15 protein-coding genes are annotated in these 19005 nt (G+C 62.9%); 10 read left to right on the top strand and 5 right to left on the bottom strand.

From position 1 onward, the window contains the following. The 4 genes from B3M58_RS02760 to B3M58_RS02745 all read left to right on the top strand — a co-directional run. A partial coding sequence (locus B3M58_RS02760; RefSeq protein ID WP_296217037.1) for a LasR-specific antiactivator QslA occupies positions 1-225 on the top strand: 225 nt, incomplete at its 5' end. Positions 226-403: 178 nt separating this feature from the next. Continuing rightward, on the top strand, positions 404-2311 hold the full coding sequence (locus B3M58_RS02755; protein WP_296217036.1) for a phospholipase effector Tle1 domain-containing protein: 1908 nt from the start codon (positions 404-406) through the stop codon (positions 2309-2311). Then, on the top strand, positions 2308-2955 hold the full coding sequence (locus B3M58_RS02750) for a DUF2931 family protein (protein ID WP_296217035.1): 648 nt from the start codon (positions 2308-2310) through the stop codon (positions 2953-2955). Before B3M58_RS02755 ends, B3M58_RS02750 begins: the two co-directional genes overlap by 4 nt. Positions 2956-3156: 201 nt before the next feature. Continuing rightward, the gene (locus B3M58_RS02745; RefSeq protein WP_296217034.1) at positions 3157-3861 is read left to right on the top strand and encodes a DUF2931 family protein; all 705 of its coding nucleotides are present in this window, start codon (positions 3157-3159) and stop codon (positions 3859-3861) included. Positions 3862-4201: 340 nt separating this feature from the next. Here the strand turns inward: B3M58_RS02745 and B3M58_RS02740 are convergent, their stop codons facing one another. Together B3M58_RS02740 and B3M58_RS02735 are read right to left on the bottom strand one after the other, a co-directional pair. After that, the gene (locus B3M58_RS02740) at positions 4202-4927 is read right to left on the bottom strand and encodes a molecular chaperone (RefSeq protein WP_296217033.1); all 726 of its coding nucleotides are present in this window, start codon (positions 4925-4927) and stop codon (positions 4202-4204) included. Positions 4928-5252: 325 nt separating this feature from the next. Further along, positions 5253-6449, bottom strand: coding sequence for an EAL domain-containing response regulator (locus B3M58_RS02735; protein ID WP_296217032.1), 1197 nt, complete (start codon positions 6447-6449; stop codon positions 5253-5255). A gap of 234 nt (positions 6450-6683) precedes the next feature. On the opposite strand from B3M58_RS02735, the gene B3M58_RS02730 reads away from it, so the two are divergent. From B3M58_RS02730 to B3M58_RS02720, 3 genes are all read left to right on the top strand, one after another. Then, on the top strand, positions 6684-7310 hold the full coding sequence (locus tag B3M58_RS02730) for a response regulator transcription factor (RefSeq protein ID WP_296217031.1): 627 nt from the start codon (positions 6684-6686) through the stop codon (positions 7308-7310). Next, the gene (locus B3M58_RS02725; RefSeq protein WP_296217030.1) at positions 7307-10945 is read left to right on the top strand and encodes a transporter substrate-binding domain-containing protein; all 3639 of its coding nucleotides are present in this window, start codon (positions 7307-7309) and stop codon (positions 10943-10945) included. Before B3M58_RS02730 ends, B3M58_RS02725 begins: the two co-directional genes overlap by 4 nt. A 141-nt stretch (positions 10946-11086) precedes the next feature. Next, a complete protein-coding gene (locus B3M58_RS02720) occupies positions 11087-12163 on the top strand; it encodes a hypothetical protein (RefSeq protein ID WP_296217029.1) in 1077 nt (358 codons plus the stop codon). 18 nt (positions 12164-12181) lie between these two features. Here B3M58_RS02720 and B3M58_RS02715 read toward each other — a convergent pair whose 3' ends face one another. From B3M58_RS02715 to B3M58_RS02705, 3 genes are all read right to left on the bottom strand, one after another. Then, complete coding sequence (locus B3M58_RS02715) at positions 12182-13423, bottom strand: RNA polymerase sigma factor (protein ID WP_296217028.1); 1242 nt, start codon at positions 13421-13423, stop codon at positions 12182-12184. Positions 13424-13500: 77 nt separating this feature from the next. Next, positions 13501-14262 (bottom strand): ABC transporter permease, encoded by a 762-nt coding sequence (locus B3M58_RS02710; protein ID WP_296217027.1) that lies wholly within the window; start codon positions 14260-14262, stop codon positions 13501-13503. After that, positions 14259-15188 (bottom strand): ABC transporter ATP-binding protein, encoded by a 930-nt coding sequence (locus B3M58_RS02705; protein WP_296217026.1) that lies wholly within the window; start codon positions 15186-15188, stop codon positions 14259-14261. Before B3M58_RS02705 ends, B3M58_RS02710 begins: the two co-directional genes overlap by 4 nt. A 330-nt stretch (positions 15189-15518) precedes the next feature. Between B3M58_RS02705 and B3M58_RS02700 the strand changes: the two genes are divergently transcribed. From B3M58_RS02700 to B3M58_RS02690, 3 genes are all read left to right on the top strand, one after another. After that, positions 15519-16430, top strand: coding sequence for an EamA family transporter (locus B3M58_RS02700; RefSeq protein ID WP_296217025.1), 912 nt, complete (start codon positions 15519-15521; stop codon positions 16428-16430). A 116-nt stretch (positions 16431-16546) separates the two neighbouring features. Then, complete coding sequence (locus B3M58_RS02695) at positions 16547-16843, top strand: I78 family peptidase inhibitor (protein WP_296217024.1); 297 nt, start codon at positions 16547-16549, stop codon at positions 16841-16843. A gap of 71 nt (positions 16844-16914) precedes the next feature. Further along, positions 16915-18447 carry a sigma-54-dependent transcriptional regulator gene (locus tag B3M58_RS02690; RefSeq protein WP_296217023.1) on the top strand — a complete coding sequence of 511 codons (1533 nt, stop codon included), beginning with the start codon at positions 16915-16917 and terminating at the stop codon, positions 18445-18447. Positions 18448-19005: the final 558 nt, after the last annotated feature.

Genomic DNA, 19005 nt, shown 5'->3' with positions numbered 1-19005 from the left:
GAGTGCCAGCAGGCGTTCGACCAGGGCCTTGCCTGTGCCAATACCTGGCTGAGCGACGATGCCACGGGCTGGCTGTGGGCCAACCTGATTATCGAGCGCGATGCCCTGCCCGTCGGGGCGCAACGCCGCGCCTTCGAGATCGCCTTTCTCAGTCGGGTGCACCAGCGTCTTTGCTCGCCGCTGGGCGGCAATCACCAGGCCACGCTCACCTGCTTGCAGCTGTAAACACTCAGGGGCGCTCTCGTCGGCATGCCGCGAGAGCTGCCTTAAAACTGCGCAATCTTTTGCGCAACCGGGTGTTTTACCTGCGAATTCCCGCATAAGTCAGGACTTTTCCGGTTGCGCCAAGCTGCGCCAGTGCGGCAAGGTCTTGGCCCTGCCGCCACCGATAAGGAGATTGGTCATGTCAGGCAAACCTGCCGCCCGTGCCAGCGACCCAACTGCCTGCCCCGTTCCTGGGCATGGCACCAACCCGATCACCGCCGGTTCGCCGGATGTGCAATTCGACCACCTGCCCGCCGCCCGCCAAGGCGACCCTACTGCGTGCGGCAGTGCGTTGGCCGGCAACGTGATTGCCACGGTATCGATCAACGGCAAACCGGCCACCACGCTGGGCACACTCGGCAGCCATGGCAATGCGGTAGTCGGTGGCTCCGGCACGGTGCTCATCGGCAACAGCCATGCCCCCGCGCCGTTTACCTCGCCCGCGCCATTGGCGATGGCGGCCAGCGCCGCCCAGGCGTTAGCCCCGAGCCTGCCGCAACGTCCTGGCGATACGCTGGCCCGCAACTGGCAGGAAGAACCCGGCGACCCGGCGCCGTTGGGTGTGGAGGAAGAGGACGAAGAGGAAGAACTGGAAGAGGAGATACAGCAGGGCATCACCCTGCGCGTGGGCTTCTTCTTCGATGGCACCGGTGATAACGCCGCCAACGTCGTGCGCGGCGAGCAATGCCGCGCAAGCCAGTTGGGATACGACGCCGCCGATGAGCGCGCCCTGCTCGAATACTGCCCACCGCATCAGCTGGACCCTATGACAAGCTATGGGCGGCAGCGGACGAATATTGCGCGGTTGTTTGATTTATACGAAGACGACTCTCTTCGAACTCTTAAACGTACCGATCAACAAGCCTTGCTCCGAATCTATATCGAAGGTGCAGGTACAGAAACTGACAACCAGGATCAGCAATTTCCTGATATGGCTCTCGGCACAGGAGATACAGGGGTGCTCGAGAAAGTTGCCCGTAGCGGCTCCTTGTTTCTTGAGCGTCTTAAGTTTTTGTTGAGTAAAAATCCAAACCTGTTGATCGAATCGATTGAAATCGATGTTTTCGGTTTTAGTCGGGGTGCAGCAGCAGCTCGTCATTTCGTCAACGATTTGCGCAAGGGCAGTTCATCGCTATTGGCTAAGGCTTTACCTCCAGCTCAGCCACCTCTCATGGAGGGTTTCTCTTGGCGCTTCGGCCAAGACGTGAAGGTCAACCTAATTGGTTTATTCGATACCGTGGCTGCCATCGGTGATCTAAGCGACGGCTGGGACGTAAACGACGATCGGAACGGTGACCTGAAACTGCACCTGACGCCAGATAGCGCAAAACGCGTGATCCATCTGGTGGCCGGCGACGAGTACCGCCACAACTACTCCCTCAACAGCACCCAGCCGAATTTTTCCGAGATAGTTCTGCCCGGCGCCCATGGCGATATCGGCGGTAACTACCCGTTGGAGGCCGAGGAAAAGCTGTTTCTGACTAGGCCCTTCCATGACGAAGTAGATAATCGCCTGCCCAACGAAGAGAGCCTGGCGTGGAAACAGGCCAGCAGTGCCCTGGCGTCTTGGTCGCAACGTGGCCTGATTGACTCGGCCCGCCCCAATGGCAAGCTGTATATCGACTGGAGGCAAGTACGCTCCACCAACTCCCCGATACGCCGCAAAGTGATTTATACCCAGGTCAAACTGGATCGCCGTGTACGCGGTGAATATGGGGGCATTCCCCTGCGCATCATGCATGCCCTAGCTCAAGAGGCGGGGGGGCCGTTCAAGCTACTGGACGAGTACGATCCTGAAACAGCCATACCTCGGCAGCTTCAGGCAGTTGCTGAAAAACTATTGGCATACGCACAGGGTAAGACAGCCTTGAACTTATCGTTCGAGGAACAAGACCTACTGTATGCCCATTACCTGCACCAATCGGCACATTGGAATGTCCACCCTGGCGAAAGTGGTGCGTTGACGGTTCACTTCGTCAACCGCCCTGCAAGGAGTGGTCAGCGTGCCGTCCACCCGAACAACCCTGATTCGGTATCTTTGTTATGAAATGCTTGTTGCTTGTCCTATTCGCTTTCATCCCTTTACAAGCATTCTGTGGTGAGGTCGAACCACCTAAGCCGTTTAAAGCGTGGTACCTGAGTTTCTTCGCACCAGACTATATGGATGTTTGGCTGGAAACTGTGGATGTCACAGACATCCAGGGTAATACGGTTATCACCGCAATGAAGGGGACTGTCTCAATTCATCAGCCTGAGGATGGTTCGGGGGAGCCTGCAGGATGGCCTGATTATGTCGGTGCTGGTGCAGGGGTTCATCTCAATCGCCTGGATTTACCTGAGCGTATCTATGTCCGTTGGCAATCGCTCGCAGAGCCGCAAACCTACCGCGCCGAGTTGGATTTCGCCCGACCAGCGCGGGATCTGATGCGCAAGGCCGAGAAAGTGAAGTGCCCTATCACGGGCTGGGCTACTGACTACCGCAATGCGGTCACCATAGGTCTGGCACCTGGCGGCATTGCTAAAGTCTGGATCAGCGGCCCCTGCTTCAAAGGAACCGAAGTCTTGCGGGTCCAGGCCGAGATCGAGCCCAAAGGCCCTTATCAAGGACTGTCAGAGGGCCGACATCGTCCACTGGAGCCCGCCGCCAAGGCCTACATCGACAAACACGGTATTCCGTATGACTCGTGGTAGGGGGCAACTAATTTTTTGGGTCCTACTCACCCTGATTCCATTGCTCGCCAGTGCCAAACCAGCCACCGACCTAACCGGTCGCTACGTGCTGCAAGGCGTTCGGGAGACAGGCTCGGTACTGGTGATCAAGGCCGATGGCACCTTTGCTTGGGCAACCTGGATGGGCGTGTTAAGGGACGTTGGCAGCGCAGCGAGAACACCGTGACCCTGAATGCCGAAGGGCATTCGGATGTAGCCGAGCTGTTTAAACGCGTGCCTTTAGCGGTCGGCGAGCATTGCCTGATTCGCGATATGGGGGATTACAAAGCCTGCTACTTGCGCCAGCCACAACTGCCATATCCAGGCTGGCACCTAGGCTTCGTTGCCCCCGACTATATGGATGTATGGCTGGAAACCGCTGATGTTACTGATACCCGTGGCATCGCCTTCGATACAGCTGTCAGGGGCGTGATTGCGGTTAGCCAACCAGAGAACAGTAAAGGTGATGCTAGCGGCTGGCCTGGCCCTTACCTTAGAGGCAAGGGGGTAACACTTGCGAACCTCGACTTGCCCGAGCGTATTTTCATCAGGTGGCAGTCACTTGTGGAACCTCAAACCTATCGTGCCACGCTGGAAATACCGGCAGAGGCAAGGGTACTGCTGGTGCAGCAGGAAAAGGTCAATTGCCCCATGGGCGGTTGGCAGTCTGCGTATAGGGACGCTGTCGTCATCGGCCTGGCACCTGGCGGCATTGCTAAAGTCTGGATCAGCGGCCCCTGTTTCAAAGGAACCGAAGTCTTGCGGGTCCAGGCCGAGATCGAGCCAAAAGGCCCTTATCAAGGACTGTCAGAGGGCCGACATCGTCCACTGGAACCCGCCGCCAAAACCTACATCGACAAACACGGTATTCCGTACGGCTCGTGGTAGGTGCCGCCATCTCTTGCTGCCCCCTACTTATCCGTCACCGATTTCCGGAATGCGCCTGCGCTGGCGGTCACAGCGGTGCATCGAAGATGATCGTCATATCCGCCCTGGTAAGTGCGCTGGGTTGTTTGATCATGTCGCGCACGGCGCTCTGGCTGGCTTCGAAGTGCCATTGGCCCGGTTGGTTGAAGCCTGTCGATACGCGGCAACAACGCTTGGCCGTCACGCGGCCTAGCGGCAGGGTTTCGCGGCGTGCTGCGTCAGCGTTGGCCAGGACCACATGACTGGGGTAGCGTCACCGCGACGTTGATCGGCACCTGGGGGGATGCAAACCAGAGCGCGCTCAGGGTTTGAGTTCGATCTGCTGGGTCTTGTCGCCTTCGATCAGGTCGAAGTAGTACAGACGGCCGGCCTTACGCTCGAATAGGCGAACGCTCTGCGGCAGGACGTGGTGCCTGCTCGACACCTCGCACTGCTTGCCGTCGGCAGAGCAGTCGTGGAAGTTGTCCAGTACCACGGTGCTGTTGCCGTTGTTCTTGATCCGCAGACTCGCGCCGAGGGGGTCGATCCGCGTGGCGTAGCGCGGTTGCGCCGGGCGTACGAAAAGCAAACCGTCATAGCCGGCGAGGCTGTTCAGCCCGGCGGAAAGGCGCTCGCGGTCGTCCGCGGATACGCCGAAAGCATCGTTCTGCTGCGGCAGCACCGGCTCGAAACGCAAACGGAAATAGCGCTCCTTATCGCGCTTGCCCATGTACAGCACGCGCAACGTCTGCATGCCGCCGGCCGGTACGATCAAGCGTGCCGGGCTGGCGACCAGGGCGCGGGTTTCCACGCGGGAGTTGTCGGGGATATTCACGGCAACTTCGCGGGCAGTGCCGGAGGCGTCGTAGATCAACTCGGCGACACTCACCTTGACGAATGCAGGGGCGTCGCCACTGTTGCGCACACGCTTGAGCAGCATGCTTTTACCGCCATCCAGGTAGTCGTACAGCGTGCCGATAGTGATCTCGGCACCGGCCTGGGCGAGCAACGGAAACATCAACACCACGGCCAATAAATGCTTCTGCATGACGGGGCACCGTTGACTAAAAGAAAGGCGATGTCCCCGTTAACTGTTGCTGCAGTCCGCCATCACGTGGGAGGGGCCTTGGCCGCGAGCTTTTTGGGCGTCAGCAGTGCTGCGCGTTACCTGCACAGCTCGCGGTCAAGACCGCTCCCACAAAAGCCTGGCTTCTCCTGCAACCATTAACGGGTACACAGCCAAAAGAAAACCGGTTGAGCGCGCCGCCATCGGAGCAACGCAGTGGACATAACCGCTGGCTAAGCTGTCGGACGCGGCCTAGCGCCGCATAGGAAATGCTCTGCCTGCCGCGCGTTGCGCACGCGCGGCAGGTTCAGGCGAGCAGGTAGCCGGTCTGCTGCAACCAGGCGCGCAAATCACCCTCGCCCATCGGTTTGGCAAACCAGTAACCCTGGCCAAGGGTGCAGCCGAGGTCGATCAGGTGGCGGCGCTGCTCGGCGCTCTCCACCCCTTCGATCACCAGGCTCATCCCCAGCCAGTCCGCCAGTTCCAGGGTGCTGCCGATAATCCCCGCACTGCTGGGCTCAACGCCGAGATCGCTGACGAAACAGCCTGCCAGTTTGATCTGGTTGAAGGGCAGCCCGCTCAGCCGTTGCAACGAGGAGAAACCGGTGCCGAAATCGTCGATGGCCAGCCCACAACCGAGCATGCGCAAACGCAGCAGGTGCTCCAGGCTGGTGGCCGGCGCCTGTACCAGGCCCTGCTCGGTAATTTCAAAGAGCACCCCGCTGGCCGGCTGCGAATGTGCCGACAACGCCTGAACGATGCGCTCGAAAAGGGGCCGCGAAGCCAATTGCGCGGGATGCAGGTTGAACGCCAACGGTAGCGACACTTGCTGCTGCGCCAGCTCACGTTGCAGGTGCAAGCCCTGTTCGAACATCTGGATAAACAGCGTATCGAGCAGGCCGAAGCACTCCACCACTTCAAGAAAACCGGCCGGACCGAGCAGGCCATGCCGCGGATGCTGCCAGCGCACCAGCACCTCGGCCCCCGCCAACTCGCCACTTTCAAGCATGAACTTGGGTTGGTAATGGGCGTGGAACTCGCCGTTCTGCAGGCCTGCCTGAACCTCGTTCAAACTTGGCAGCTCAAGCACCTCGACCAGCTTCGGCGCACGTCGTGGAAGACGGCTGCGGTAGCCTTCAAGCAAGGTTTGCAGGCTATCCAGTGGCAAGGGTTTGCCCAGATCGCCGAGCACATCGAGGCCGAGCAGTTCGATCATGCGCAAGGTCGAGCGGCGCATGCAGGCTTCCAGCTCACTGCAAAGCATCACCGCGCGCACCAGGCCGGCTTGGCTGGCGTGCCGCAGAAAAGCCAAACCGTCCATGCCGGGCATGCGCAGGTCGCATAGCACGATATCCACTGGGCCGTGCCGGTCCAGCAGCGCCAGGCCTTCGCGGCCATCGGCGGCATCCAGCACCGTGGCCACGCCGAGCAGCTTGAGCGCGCTCACCGCGACCGAACGTTGAAAAGCGTGGTCTTCGAGAACCAATACGCGCAGGGTCTGCATCTGTTCACCTCGAACGGGTTGACGAGGGTGAACAGCCTGCGCGAAGGCACTGACCGCGACAGCAGGAGACGGCCGAGGCGCGTGTAGGAAATGTCCTTATCGCGCCTTGCACGCTCGCCAGGCATTGAGAAAAGCGCCGCCATCTCTCAGCATGGGCCACGGTTCAGGTAACCAGACGCTGTAGGAAGCTTCGCCGCCGTAGTGCTCAACAGCCGTAGCCCCTGAAGAGGTCGTATGAAAAAAGCGCTTATCGTCGATGACCACCCGGTGATCCGCCTGGCAGTTCGCCTGCTGTTGGAGCGGGAAGGCTTCAGCGTGATCGGCGAGACCGATAACGGCGTGGACGCGCTGCAACTGGCCCGCGATCACCTGCCGGATCTCGTGGTGCTGGACATCGGCATCCCCAAGCTGGATGGCCTGGAAGTCATCGCCCGCCTCGAAACCCTGGGCCTGCCGCTGCGGGTGCTGGTGCTGACCTCGAAGCCAAGCGACCTGTTCGCGCTGCGCTGCATGCAGGCCGGCGCGGCGGGGTTCGTCTGCAAGGAGGAAGACCTCGGCGAGCTGGTCAACGCGGCGAAAGCCATTCTGGCCGGCTACAGTTACTTTCCCAAGCAGACCCTGACCACGGTGCGGCGCAGCGACGTGATGCTCAACGATCGCGAGTTGATCGGTAGCCTCTCGGACCGTGAAGTGACGGTGCTGCAACAACTGGCCAACGGCCTAAGCAACAAGCAGATCGGTGACAGCATGCTGCTCAGCAACAAGACCATCAGCACCTACAAAACGCGCCTGATGCAGAAGCTGAGTGCCAAAAACCTGGTCGATCTCATCGAGTTCGCCAAACGCAACGAGCTGGCATGACGCGCCTGGCGCGGCGCTGCCGTCGCGGACTGGCCTGGTGCTTACTAAGCAGCGTGCTGCTGGGCGGTTTGGCCGCTGCCGCCGAGCCGGCCGAGCCCTTGCAACTGCTCGGGCGCGCGCAGGCCAGCGGGCAGGACATCAACCTGAGTGACGCCGACTGGCGCTGGCTGCGCCTCAAGCACGGCTTACGCCTGGGCACCTCGGCGCCGGATTACCCGCCGTTCGACTTGACCACCAGCGAGCGCGACTACGAGGGCCTGAGCGCCGATTACGCGGGCCTGGTGGCGCAACTGCTGGATACCTCCATCGACGTACGCCGCTACCCGGATCGCAGCGCGGCCCTGCGCGCGCTGGCCAATGGCGAAATCGACCTGCTCGGCAGCGCCAACCAGTTCGAGCTGGATCAGGGCGCGTTCATCCTCAGCGAGGCTTACGTCGTCGACCAGCCGGTGCTGATCGCCCGCATCGGCGACCCCGCCGTGAACGCGACCGACCTGAGTGGCCGCACGCTGGCCGTGGGTTACGACTATATGCCGCTGCCGCAGGTCGCCGCGCGCTACCCAGGCGCACGCATCGAGCAATACCGCTCCACGGAGCAAGCCATCGCCGCCGTAGCGTTCGGCCAGGCCGATGTCATGCTCAGCGACGCCATCAGCGCCCAGTACCTGATTCAGAAGAACTATTCCAACCATGTGCGCATCGCCCACCTGGGCGAGCCGCAACCGCGGGGCTTCAGCTTCGCCCTGCGCCAGGACAACCTAGAGCTGCAACGCCTGCTCAACAGCGTCCTGGCGAGCATCACCGAGGATCAGCGCCAAAGTATCCAGAAACGCTGGAGCGGCGGCCTGTCGCTGAATCCCGAGCGCCTGCCCCTGAGCGCCAGCGAACAGCGCTGGCTGGCGCGCCACCCGCAGGTCAAGGTGGCGGTCGACAGCAGCTCGGCGCCGCTGTCGTACATCGATCGCGACGGTCATTACCGTGGCATCAGCGCCGACCTGCTGGCGTTGATCGAGCTGCGCACCGGGTTGCGTTTCGAGATCCAGCGCCGCACCAGCATCAGCGATGCCTTGCAGGCGGTACGCAGCGGCGAAGCGGACATACTCGCCGACTTCACCCCCGACGCCGAGCGCGAGGAATACCTGCGGTTCACCCGCCCGTACATGGTCAACCCCTTCGTGCTGGTCAGCGCGTTGGAGCAGACCGACATCGATGGCCTGGCGGCCATGCAGGGCAAACGTCTGGCGATTCCGGCCGCGCACACCCTGCTCGGCTACCTGCGCGAGGCACATCCGCAGATCGAGTTGATTCTGAGCGGCAATAATCTGGAAAGCCTGGGCATGGTCAGCGATGGCCGGGCCGAGGCCACGCTGCTCAACCTGAGCAGCGCCAGCTATTACATCCTGCGCATGTACAGCGAGCGCCTGCACATCGCCGCCAGCATCGACGTCGAGCCCGCGCGCGCCACCTTCGCCGTACGCCGCAGCGAAGTCGAGCTACAAAGCATCCTCGACAAAGCGCTGATCAGCATCCCGCCCGACGAGCTGAATGCCCTGAATAATCGCTGGCGCACCAACGCGGTGGTGTCCACCCAATCGTGGCGCGACTACCGCACGCTGATTTACCAGATCGTCGCCGTTGCCGGCCTGTTGCTGCTGGTCTCGCTGGTGTGGAATTTCTACCTGCGCCGACAAATGAAGCAACGCCGCCTGGCCAAGCTGCGCCTGGCCGATCAGTTGCGCTTTATGGAAGCCCTGGTCAACGGCACGCCACACCCGATCTATGTGCGCGACCGCAACGGACGCATGCTGATGTGTAATGACAGTTACCTGCAGGCGTTCGCCGTCGAGCGTGAGACGGTGATGGGCAAGACCGTCGCCGAAGGCCTGCTCAGCGAATCGGACGAGGCCGCCGAATACCTCGCCGACTACCAGCGGGTGATGGACGACGGCCAGGCGCTGATCCAGGACCGCGAGCTGCATATCGGCGAACGCACGCTGACCATCTACCACTGGCTGCTGCCCTACCAGGACAGCCAGGGCGAGATGCAGGGTGTGATCGGCGGCTGGCTCGACATCAGCGAACGCCGGGCCTTGGTGCAGGAGCTGGAAAGTGCCAAGGAGCAGGCCGACGAAGCCAGCCGCGCCAAGACCACCTTCCTCGCCACCATGAGCCACGAAATCCGCACGCCGATGAATGCGGTGATCGGCATGCTCGAACTGGCCCTCAAGCGCGCCGACCAGGGCCAGCTCGACCGTCAGGCCATCGAAGTCGCCTACGCGTCGGCGAAAGACCTGCTGGAGCTGATCGGCGATATTCTCGACATCGTGCGCATCGAGTCAGGGCGCCTGGCCCTGGCGCCGGAGCGGGCCAACCTGCGCGAACTGGTCGAGTCGGTAGCGCGGGTGTTCGACGGCCTGGCGCGGCAGAAGAGCCTGAGCCTGCTGCTGGATATCGACGCCAGCGCCAGCTGCGAGGTCCTGATCGATCCGCTGCGGTTCAAACAGGTGCTGTCCAACCTGGTGAGCAATGCCATCAAGTTCACCGACAGCGGCCAGGTACGGGTGCGCATCCTGGGCCAGCCGGCCGGTGATGAGCGCATCGCCGTGCACCTGAGCGTCGAGGACAGCGGCATCGGCATCGCCGCCGATGACCAGGCGCGCCTGTTCCAACCCTTTGCCCAGGCCCGGCAAAACGGCCTGAGCGCACGCAACGGCACGGGGCTGGGCCTGGTCATTTGTCGCTCGCTATGCGCCATGATGGGCGGCAGCCTGCACTTGAGCAGTACACCCGGCCAGGGCACCCGGATCGATGTCGAACTGACCCTGACCACCCTGGAGCCTACCGCGCTAATCGCAGCGCCCACCGCGCCAGCCACCCCGCACACCCTCGCGCCGCTGCACGTGTTGGTGGTCGACGACCATGCCGCCAACCGCCTGCTGCTGTGCCAGCAACTGGCGTTCTACGGCCACCGGGTAAGCGAAGCCAAAGACGGCGCGGCCGGCCTGGCCGCCTGGCGCACCGGCCAGGTCGACCTGGTGATTAGCGACTGCAATATGCCGGTGATGAGCGGTTACGCCCTGGCCCGCCGTATTCGTCAGGAAGAACAGGCGCACGGGCTGCCACGCTGCACCATTCTCGGCTACACCGCCAATGCCCAGCCGGAAGAACGCCAGCGCTGCCTCGACAGCGGCATGGACGACTGCCTGTTCAAACCCATCAGCCTGGCCATGCTCGGCGAGCGCCTGAACAGGCTAAGCACGCCGGAGAAACCCGCGCAGGAAGAGCCGGCGACGGAGCTCTTCGACATCGACGCGCTGCACACCCTGACTGGCGGCAATCCCCTGCTCACTCAACGCCTGCTGGCTGAGCTGCTGGCCAGCAATCACCGCGACCTCGAGGCGTTGCGCGCCCTGGCGCCATCCGGCGAGACACAGGCCCTGGCCGACCTGGCGCACAAGATCAAGGGCGCGGCACACATCGTCAAAGCCATGCGTCTGGTACAGGGGTGCGAAGCGCTGGAGCGCGCCTGCCGGCACCCCGCACCCGGCGAACGGCTGAGCGCCGCCATCGACCACCTGGCCAGCGAGATCGCCCAGCTGCAAACGCGACTCCACGCGTTGCACCAGCCGCACTGAAGCAGCGGGTGGCGCGCAGAATAAATCCCAGGTGCTTTACTAGGGTCTGCGCATCTGCGCCGCTACAGCGCACACGTAGAGCGCACTCACTGCGACCGTCGAAACCGGAAGGACACCACAGCGCAACGAAAGGACACGCCCATGGCCGACATTCATGTACTGGTGACGATTTGGGAATTCAATACCGAGCTGACTGAGTCTCGACTCCCGGACGACTATCGCTTCTCTGCCTTCGCCCAAAATCGCTTGATGTGCATCGCCGCCATGCTGGAACAGGCCAACGCGCACTGGAGCACCCACCAACAACGCATCAACAGCAACCCCTTCAACCCGCATGACTTCAAAGCGCTGCCGCTATCACCCGACTATCAGTTGTGTGTGGCACCGGAATACCTGTTCGCCAAGTCGGGCGTGCATCCCTTCCTGAGCGAAGAAGAAAAGGAAACCATCAGGGCAACCTCCAGCTGGATCGCCAAAAGCCACCCGAGCGCGATCCTGATTCCGGGAACGACGCTGTGGAAGAAGTCCATGATCCGCCCCGACAGCCGGGTCAATCAGCGTGGCACCCAGCAGCCGAAGGCAGGCGCTAAGACCCGGGATTTCAGCAAGTACCAAGGGGTGAACGCGCGAACATTCGAGCCGATCAAGAGAGAGTTCTATGCCCGCGACATGGCCACAGGCAGAAACCAGCGCGATGCAACGCTCCAGGATTGGACGCAAAACCCGGCCAATGGGCAGCAACATATTGCCCGCAACAGCGCATTCATCTGCTGGGGCCAGAATGTAAAGACCCAGCATAAACGCTATGAAAACGTTAATTATGGCGACGGCAAACTGCTCGAACTGGCGCCCGATGTGGACTGGACGAACATCGTGTTCATGCCGGGCGAAAAGCCGCCGCTAACCACCGTGCACAACATGAACATTGGCCTGGAAATATGCGCGGAACACGCCCTGTCGACCCTCGGCTATCTGGACATGTCGGACAATCACTTCCAGGTGATCACCTCGGCGAGCGTGACGGTGGACCAGAAAATGGGGGTCGCCGTGAAAGCCGGCGGCTTTATCGTGCATGCCGACTCCAGAGAGGCTGCGGTTTATTACGTGAATAGCGAAATAAACTGTATCCGCCGCCAGGAAGACTTCTCCTTCGCGGTGATGGAGTTAGGTCGGCAAGCCGGTATCGCCAGGTCTTATCTGTGCACGGTCGACGTTTAGCACGGACGAGCGGCGCGGCTAACCAGCCGGCAACTCCTTCAGTCGCCGTTCAAGAAACTGCCGATCCGGCGCCTGCTGGACCAATTGAAGGGCACGTTGATACGCCGCGCGCGCCTCGGCGGTATGCCCCAGGCGGCGGTGAAAGTCGGCGCAGGCGGCATGCGCCAGGTGGTAATCGGCCAGCTCGCCACGGCGCAGCAACCCATTGAGCAACTCTAACCCAGCCTGCGGACCGTCGCGCATGGCCACCGCCACCGCGCGGTTGAGCTCGATCACCGGCGAGGGATGCACCTGCAACAAGGCGTCATAGAGGCCGACGATCTGCGGCCAATCGGTTGCGGCCGCCGTGGGCGCCTCGGCGTGCACCGCGGCGATCGCGGCCTGCAAACTGTAGGCCGCGAAACGTCGCGAATGCAGAGCCTGCAAGACCAACGCCTGGCCCTCGTCGATCAGCTCGCGCTGCCACAGCGCACGGTCCTGCTCATCCAGCAGCACCACCTCGCCAGTGGCCGAGGTACGCGCCGGGCGCCGCGACTCGTGCAGCAACATCAAGGCCAGCAGGCCCATGACTTCCGGCTCGGGCAGCAGCTCGTGCAGCAAACGGCCAAGACGAATGGCCTCGCTGGACAAGTGGCTACGGGTTAGCGAGTCGCCGGAGCTGGCGAAGTAGCCCTCGTTGAACACCAGGTAGATCACCCGCAGCACCGCCTCCAGGCGCTCCGGCAACTCGCTGCGCGCCGGCACCTCATAGGGAATCCGCGCATCGCGGATCTTCTGCTTGGCGCGCACGATGCGCTGCGCCACGGTACTGGGGCTGCTGAGAAAGGCGCGGGCGATTTCCTCGGTGCTCAGGTCGCAGATCTCGCGCAGGGTCAAGGCCACTTGCGCATCGGCGCCCAGGGCCGGGTGACAGCAGGTGAAGATCAGCCGCAGGCGGTCGTCCTCGACACTTTCACCCAACTCCAGCGAACCCTCCGCGGGCAGATCGGCGTGCGCGTCCAGGGCCTCGAAGCGCGCCTGCCGGCGTAACTGATCGATGGCCTTGAAGCGCCCCGCCGAAACCAGCCAAGCGCGCGGGTTGCCCGGCACACCGTCGCGCGCCCACTGCTCCAGGGCAGCGCGAAAGGCTTCGTGCAGCGCCTCCTCGGCCAGGTCGAAGTCGCCCAGCAGACGGATCAGGGTCGCCAGCACCCGGCGCGACTCGTCGCGATAAATGCGTTCCAGCAAGCCATGCAGTGATTGTGTCGCGTGCGTATTCATTGCGTGCTCCGTACCACGCGGCTGCGCGAGGGCGCCGCTAGCCCAACATAGCCCGGTCGTTTCGCGGCGCACAGGCGTCAGCTCTTCAAGCGATAGCCACTCTTGAAAATCCAGCCGACGGTGAGGATACACAGCAGCAGGAAGCCGAGGATCATGCCCAGGCTGAGTTCGACGCTGACATCCGACACACCGTAGAAACTCCAGCGGAAGGCGCTGATCAGGTAGACCACCGGATTGAACAGGGTCACGGTCTGCCAGAGCGGCGGCAGCATGCTGATCGAGTAGAAGCTGCCGCCGAGGAAGGTCAGCGGCGTGACGATCAGCGCCGGGACGATTTGCAGCTTTTCCCAGCCATCGGCCCACACGCCGATGATGAAGCCGAACAGGCTGAAGGTCACCGCGGTGAGCACCAGAAAGGCCGCCATCCAGACCGGGTGGAGAATCTCGAAATCGACGAACAGCCGCGCCGTGACCAGGATGATCAGGCCGAGGATGATCGACTTGGTGGCCGCCGCGCCGACGTAGCCGATGAGGATTTCCAGGTACGACACCGGCGCCGAGAGCACCTCGTAGATGGTCCCGGAATACTTCGGCATGTAGATGCCGAACGAAGCGTTGGAGATGCTCTCGGTGAGCAACGCCAGCATGATCAGCCCCGGCACGATAAAGGCGCCGTAACTGACGCCGTGCACCTGGGTCATGCTCGCGCCGATGGCCGAGCCGAACACCACGAAGTACAGCGAGGTGGAAATCACCGGGGTGGCGATGCTCTGCAACAGCGTGCGCCAGGTGCGCGCCAACTCGAACAGGTAGATGGCCTTGATGGCATAGAAATTCATGCGCGCGCCTCCTTGACCAAAGACACAAAGATTTCTTCCAGCGAACGCTGGCTCGATTGCAGGTCCTTGAAGTCGATACCGTGCTGCGCCAGGTCCTTGAGCAATTCGGCGATGCCGGTGTGCTCGCGCTGGGCGTCGAAGGTGAACACCAGGGCGTGACCGTCGTCGGCCAGTTCCAGCGGGTGGCTGGCCAGTTCGGCGGGGATACTCGCCAGCGGCTGTTGCAGGTGCAGGGTCAGCTGCTTCTTGCCAAGCTTGTGCATCAGCGCCTGCTTGTCTTCCACCAGGATGATCCGGCCTTTGCTGATCACCCCGATGCGGTCGGCCATTTCCTCGGCTTCTTCGATGTAATGGGTGGTGAGGATGATGGTCACGCCGCGCTCGCGCAGGCGCCGCACCATGTTCCACATGTCGCGGCGCAGCTCGACATCGACCCCGGCGGTGGGCTCGTCGAGGAACAGAATCTGCGGCTCATGCGACAGCGCCTTGGCGATCATCACCCGGCGCTTCATGCCGCCGGACAGCTCGAAGATCCGCGCATCGCGCTTGTCCCACAGCGACAGGTCGCGCAGCAGCTGTTCCAGGTAGGCCGGATCGGCTTTCTTACCGAACAGGCCACGGCTGAACTTCACCGTCGCCCAGACGCTTTCGAAGGCGTCGTTGAACAGCTCCTGGGGCACCAGGCCGATCTGCGAACGGGCCGCGCGGTAGTCCTTGATGATGTCGTGACCGTCGACCAGCACCGTGCCGCCACCTGGGTTGACGATGCCGCAGATGATGCTGATCAGGGTGGTCTTGCCGGCACCGTTGGGGCCGAGCAAGGCGAATATCTCGCCCTTGTGGATCTCCAGGTCGATGGCTTGCAGCGCCGGGTGGCCGGTCGCGTAGGTCTTGCTCAGCTGTTGGATCGAGATCACCGAAGACACGGGACCTCCTTCTCTGGGGAAAGGGTCGATTGTAGGTAAATTGACGCGCGTTGAGAAAACTTACGCGCCGCGCTCACACGGCTGACAGGCGTTGCGCCACGCCCATACCGAGCAGAGCGCGTCCGCATCGTGGAAGCCCCTGTGCGGTTACAGCGCCAGCGGAGGTTACGCACCGCTGGCCGTGCGCACTTTACCGCTCTGGCGCGCCGGCCTCGCGCCGTTAGACCAAAGAAGCACACGCAAGCCTGAGCGAAAGGCAAAGGCTGCGTTACCCTGATCGGGCTGGCGGTCATTCGCCCCAAGCTCAGTCAAGGATATGTCCGCGTTTTTATGTCTGCCTCCGCGCTTTTTCCCCGTCATCTCGCCGTATTGCTGTTGGCTTTTCTCGCCTGCTCCTTTGCCGGCAACCATATCGCTGCGCGTATCGCCTTCGACCATCAGGCCGGTGTGCTGCTGGCCATTCTCTGCCGCTCCGGCGTAACCCTGCTGGTGCTGAGCGCCCTGCTGCTCTGGCAACGCCAGGCCCTGCAACTGCCGCCGCGGGTCTGGCGCTGGCAACTGCTGCTCGGCGTATTGATCGCCCTGCAAAGCTTCGCCCTGTATTCGGCGGTGGCGCGCGTCCCGGTGGCCCTGGCCTTGCTGGTGGCCAACACCTTCCCGATCCTCCTGGCCCTGCTCACCTGGGCGCTCGGCGGCCCGGCGCCGACCCAGCGCAGCGCTTGGCTGATGGGACTGATCCTGCTCGGCCTGCTGTTCGCCCTGGATGTGCCGGCCCGCCTGAACGCCAGCGAAAGTGTCGGCGCGGATTGGCTGCTGGGCATGGGCCTGGCGTTCTGCGCCGCCTGCGCTTTTACCTGCGCGCTGTGGGTGACCGAAAACAAACTGTCGCGCCTGCGCGGCACGCTGCGCAGCATGTTGACCATGCTGATCGTGTTCAACTGCGCGGCCCTCGCCGGCAGCCTGGACCTGGTGCCGGGTGGGCTGAGCCTGCCCACGGCAGCGCTGGGCTGGTACGGTCTGGGCGCCCTGGCACTGCTGTATGGATTAGGCTTTACCCTGCTGTTCGTGTGCATGCCACGCCTGGACATGGCGCGTAATGCCCCGGTGATGAACGTCGAGCCGGTGGCGACGTTGCTGCTCGGCTGGCTGATCCTCGGGCAGACACTCAGCCATATGCAGATGCTCGGCGGCGCCATCGTGGTCTGCGGTATCGTACTGCTGACCTATCGTAAACATGCCTGAGTCACGTCCGCTGGCCGTCACGACGACAACGGAACAGGCGCCGGCCGAAACAGTCGGATACCCGGCAAGAGTGCCAAAGCGCCGGCCAAGCGGCGCGCCGTCATAAGGAGTTCACCATGCGTTTGCACCACCTTTCCAGCATTGCCCTGCTCGCCGTACTGGCCGGTTGCAGCTCGGTCGATACGCCCGAGCAACCCGCCAACCTCAGCGGCGCCTGCAACGCCGATACGCTGCAAAACCTGCTCGGGCAAACCGTGACTGCGGAGCTGGTTGACCAGGCCCAGCAGCAGGCCGGCGCGCAAACCACGCGCGTGCTCTCCCCCGGCGATGCGGTGACCATGGACTACAACTCGCAGCGCCTGAACATCGATATCGACGAAGCCGAGTCGATCGTCCGCATCACCTGCGGTTGAGCGGCCTCGGTTAACTAAGCCCGGCAGACCGGGCATACTGCTGCACCTGTCTTTCAGCTGCCGTTTTCTCCATGCGCATTCACGTCACCTTTATCGACCGCGTTGGCATCACCCAGGAAGTCCTGGCTCTGCTCGGTGGGCGCAATCTCAACCTGGATGCCGTGGAGATGCTGCCGCCAAACGTCTACATCGACGCACCGACACTGAGCGCCGCGGTGCTCGACGAGCTGCGCGAGGCGCTGTTCAACGTGCGCGGCGTGCAGGCGGTGACCATCGTCGACATCCTTCCCGGCCAGCGTCGCCGCTTACAACTTGACGCCCTGCTGGCGGCGATGACCGATCCGGTGCTGGCGGTGGACGGCCAGGGCCGCGTGCTGCTGGCCAACCCGGCGCTGATCGCTTTGTGCGAGCGCGAGCCGGAAGGCCTGTCGCTGGGCGAACTGTTCGCCGACCCGGCGCTGCTCAATGCCCTGCTGGAACAGCAATTCCGCCTGCCGCTGCGCGAGGTCACCCTCAACGGCCAGGCGCTGCTGCTTGACGCCATGCCGATCAGCGAAACCGCCGATGCCGACCAACTCGCTGGCGGCCTGCTGACCCTGTATGCGCCAAGCCGCATCGGTGAGCGCCTGGCCGCGCTGCACCATGACCATGCCGAAGGCTTCGACTCGCTGCTCGGTGACTCACTGCCGATCCGTACCCTGAAAACCCGCGCCCAGCGCGTCGCCACCCTGGATGCGCCGCTGCTGATCCAGGGGGAGACCGGCACCGGCAAGGAACTGGTGGCGCGCGCCTGCCATGCCATCAGCGCACGCTGCGCAGCGCCGTTTCTGGCGCTGAACTGCGCGGCATTGCCGGAGAACCTCGCCGAAAGCGAGCTGTTCGGCTACGCCCCCGGCGCCTTTACCGGCGCCCAACGCGGCGGCAAACCGGGGCTGCTGGAACTGGCCAACCAGGGCACGGTGTTTCTCGACGAAATCGGCGAAATGTCGCCCTATCTGCAAGCCAAGCTGCTGCGCTTTTTGAGCGACGGCACCTTCCGTCGGGTTGGCGGCGAGCGCGAGGTCAAGGTCAACGTACGCATTCTCAGCGCCACCCACCGCGACCTGGAGAAAATGGTCAGCGAAGGCGCGTTCCGCGAAGACCTGTTCTACCGCCTCAACGTGCTCAACCTGGAAGTGCCGCCATTGCGCGAGCGCGGCCAGGACATCCTCCTGCTGGCGCGGCACTTCATGCAGCAGGCCTGCGCGCAGATTCAGCGCCCGCCCTGCCGCCTGACGCCAGACACCTACCCGGCGCTGCTCGGTAACCGCTGGCCAGGCAACGTGCGTCAGTTGCAGAACGTGATCTTCCGCGCCGCCGCCATCAGCGAGAGCAATCTGGTGCAAATCGACGACCTCGACATCGCCGGCACCGCTGTCGCCCCGCAGCAGCTGGACGGCGAGATTGGCAGCCTGGAAGCCGCCGTGGCCGGGTTTGAAAAAGACCTGCTGGAAAAGCTCTACGCCAACCACCCCTCCAGCCGACAGCTGGCCGCCCGCCTGCAAACCTCGCACAGCGCCATCGCCATGCGCCTGCGCAAATACGGGATTCCCGGCAAAAACTGAACGGGTAACTAGCCCCGAGGGAGGGGGCTTTAGCCGCGAAAGTCGGGAAACCAGCGTTCGCTGGCGATGGGGTTGCCTTGGCGGATCGGGCGCTGGCTTGTCCGGCAGTTGAGTGTCGAGGCGGTGGACAAGGCTTCGCCATGTCCACCCTACAACGGCAGGTTGCGGCCGGTCCCGTGAGAGGGGCTTTAGCCGCGAAATTCTGGAGACCGCGTTCGCTGGCGGTGGGTTTGCCTTGGCGGACCTGACGCTGGCTTGTCCGGCAGTTGAGTGTCCAGGCGGTGGACAAGGCTTCGCCATGTCCACCCTACAACGGCAGGTTGCGGCCGGCCCCGCGGGAAGGGGCTTTAGCCGCGAAAGTCAGGAGATCGCGTTCACTGACGGTGGGGTTGCCTTGGCGGATCGGGCGCTGGCTTGTCCGGCAGTTGAGTGTCCAGGCGATGGACAAGGCTTCGCCATGTCTACCCTACAACGGCAGGTTGCGGCCGGCCCCGTGGGAGGGGCTTTAGCCGCGAAAGTCAGGAGATCGCGTTCACTGGCGGTGGGTTTGCCTTGGCG

The sequence above is a fragment of the Pseudomonas sp. UBA2684 genome (assembly GCA_002354655.1).
Lineage (GTDB): Bacteria > Pseudomonadota > Gammaproteobacteria > Pseudomonadales > Pseudomonadaceae > Aquipseudomonas.
Note: the sequence above shows the minus strand (reverse complement) of the source record. Positions and strands in the feature narration are given on the sequence as shown.

Excerpts from the sequence above, each read along its gene's own strand:
- B3M58_RS02755 (WP_296217036.1), top strand. The coding sequence starts at position 404 with ATGTCAGGCAAACCTGCCGCCCGTGCCAGCGACCCAACTGCCTGCCCC.
- B3M58_RS02750 (WP_296217035.1), top strand. The coding sequence starts at position 2,308 with ATGAAATGCTTGTTGCTTGTCCTATTCGCTTTCATCCCTTTACAAGCA.
- B3M58_RS02740 (WP_296217033.1), bottom strand. The coding sequence starts at position 4,927 with ATGCAGAAGCATTTATTGGCCGTGGTGTTGATGTTTCCGTTGCTCGCC.
- B3M58_RS02735 (WP_296217032.1), bottom strand. The coding sequence starts at position 6,449 with ATGCAGACCCTGCGCGTATTGGTTCTCGAAGACCACGCTTTTCAACGT.
- B3M58_RS02730 (WP_296217031.1), top strand. The coding sequence starts at position 6,684 with ATGAAAAAAGCGCTTATCGTCGATGACCACCCGGTGATCCGCCTGGCA.
- B3M58_RS02725 (WP_296217030.1), top strand. The coding sequence starts at position 7,307 with ATGACGCGCCTGGCGCGGCGCTGCCGTCGCGGACTGGCCTGGTGCTTA.
- B3M58_RS02720 (WP_296217029.1), top strand. The coding sequence starts at position 11,087 with ATGGCCGACATTCATGTACTGGTGACGATTTGGGAATTCAATACCGAG.
- B3M58_RS02715 (WP_296217028.1), bottom strand. The coding sequence starts at position 13,423 with ATGAATACGCACGCGACACAATCACTGCATGGCTTGCTGGAACGCATT.
- B3M58_RS02710 (WP_296217027.1), bottom strand. The coding sequence starts at position 14,262 with ATGAATTTCTATGCCATCAAGGCCATCTACCTGTTCGAGTTGGCGCGC.
- B3M58_RS02700 (WP_296217025.1), top strand. The coding sequence starts at position 15,519 with ATGTCTGCCTCCGCGCTTTTTCCCCGTCATCTCGCCGTATTGCTGTTG.
- B3M58_RS02695 (WP_296217024.1), top strand. The coding sequence starts at position 16,547 with ATGCGTTTGCACCACCTTTCCAGCATTGCCCTGCTCGCCGTACTGGCC.
- B3M58_RS02690 (WP_296217023.1), top strand. The coding sequence starts at position 16,915 with ATGCGCATTCACGTCACCTTTATCGACCGCGTTGGCATCACCCAGGAA.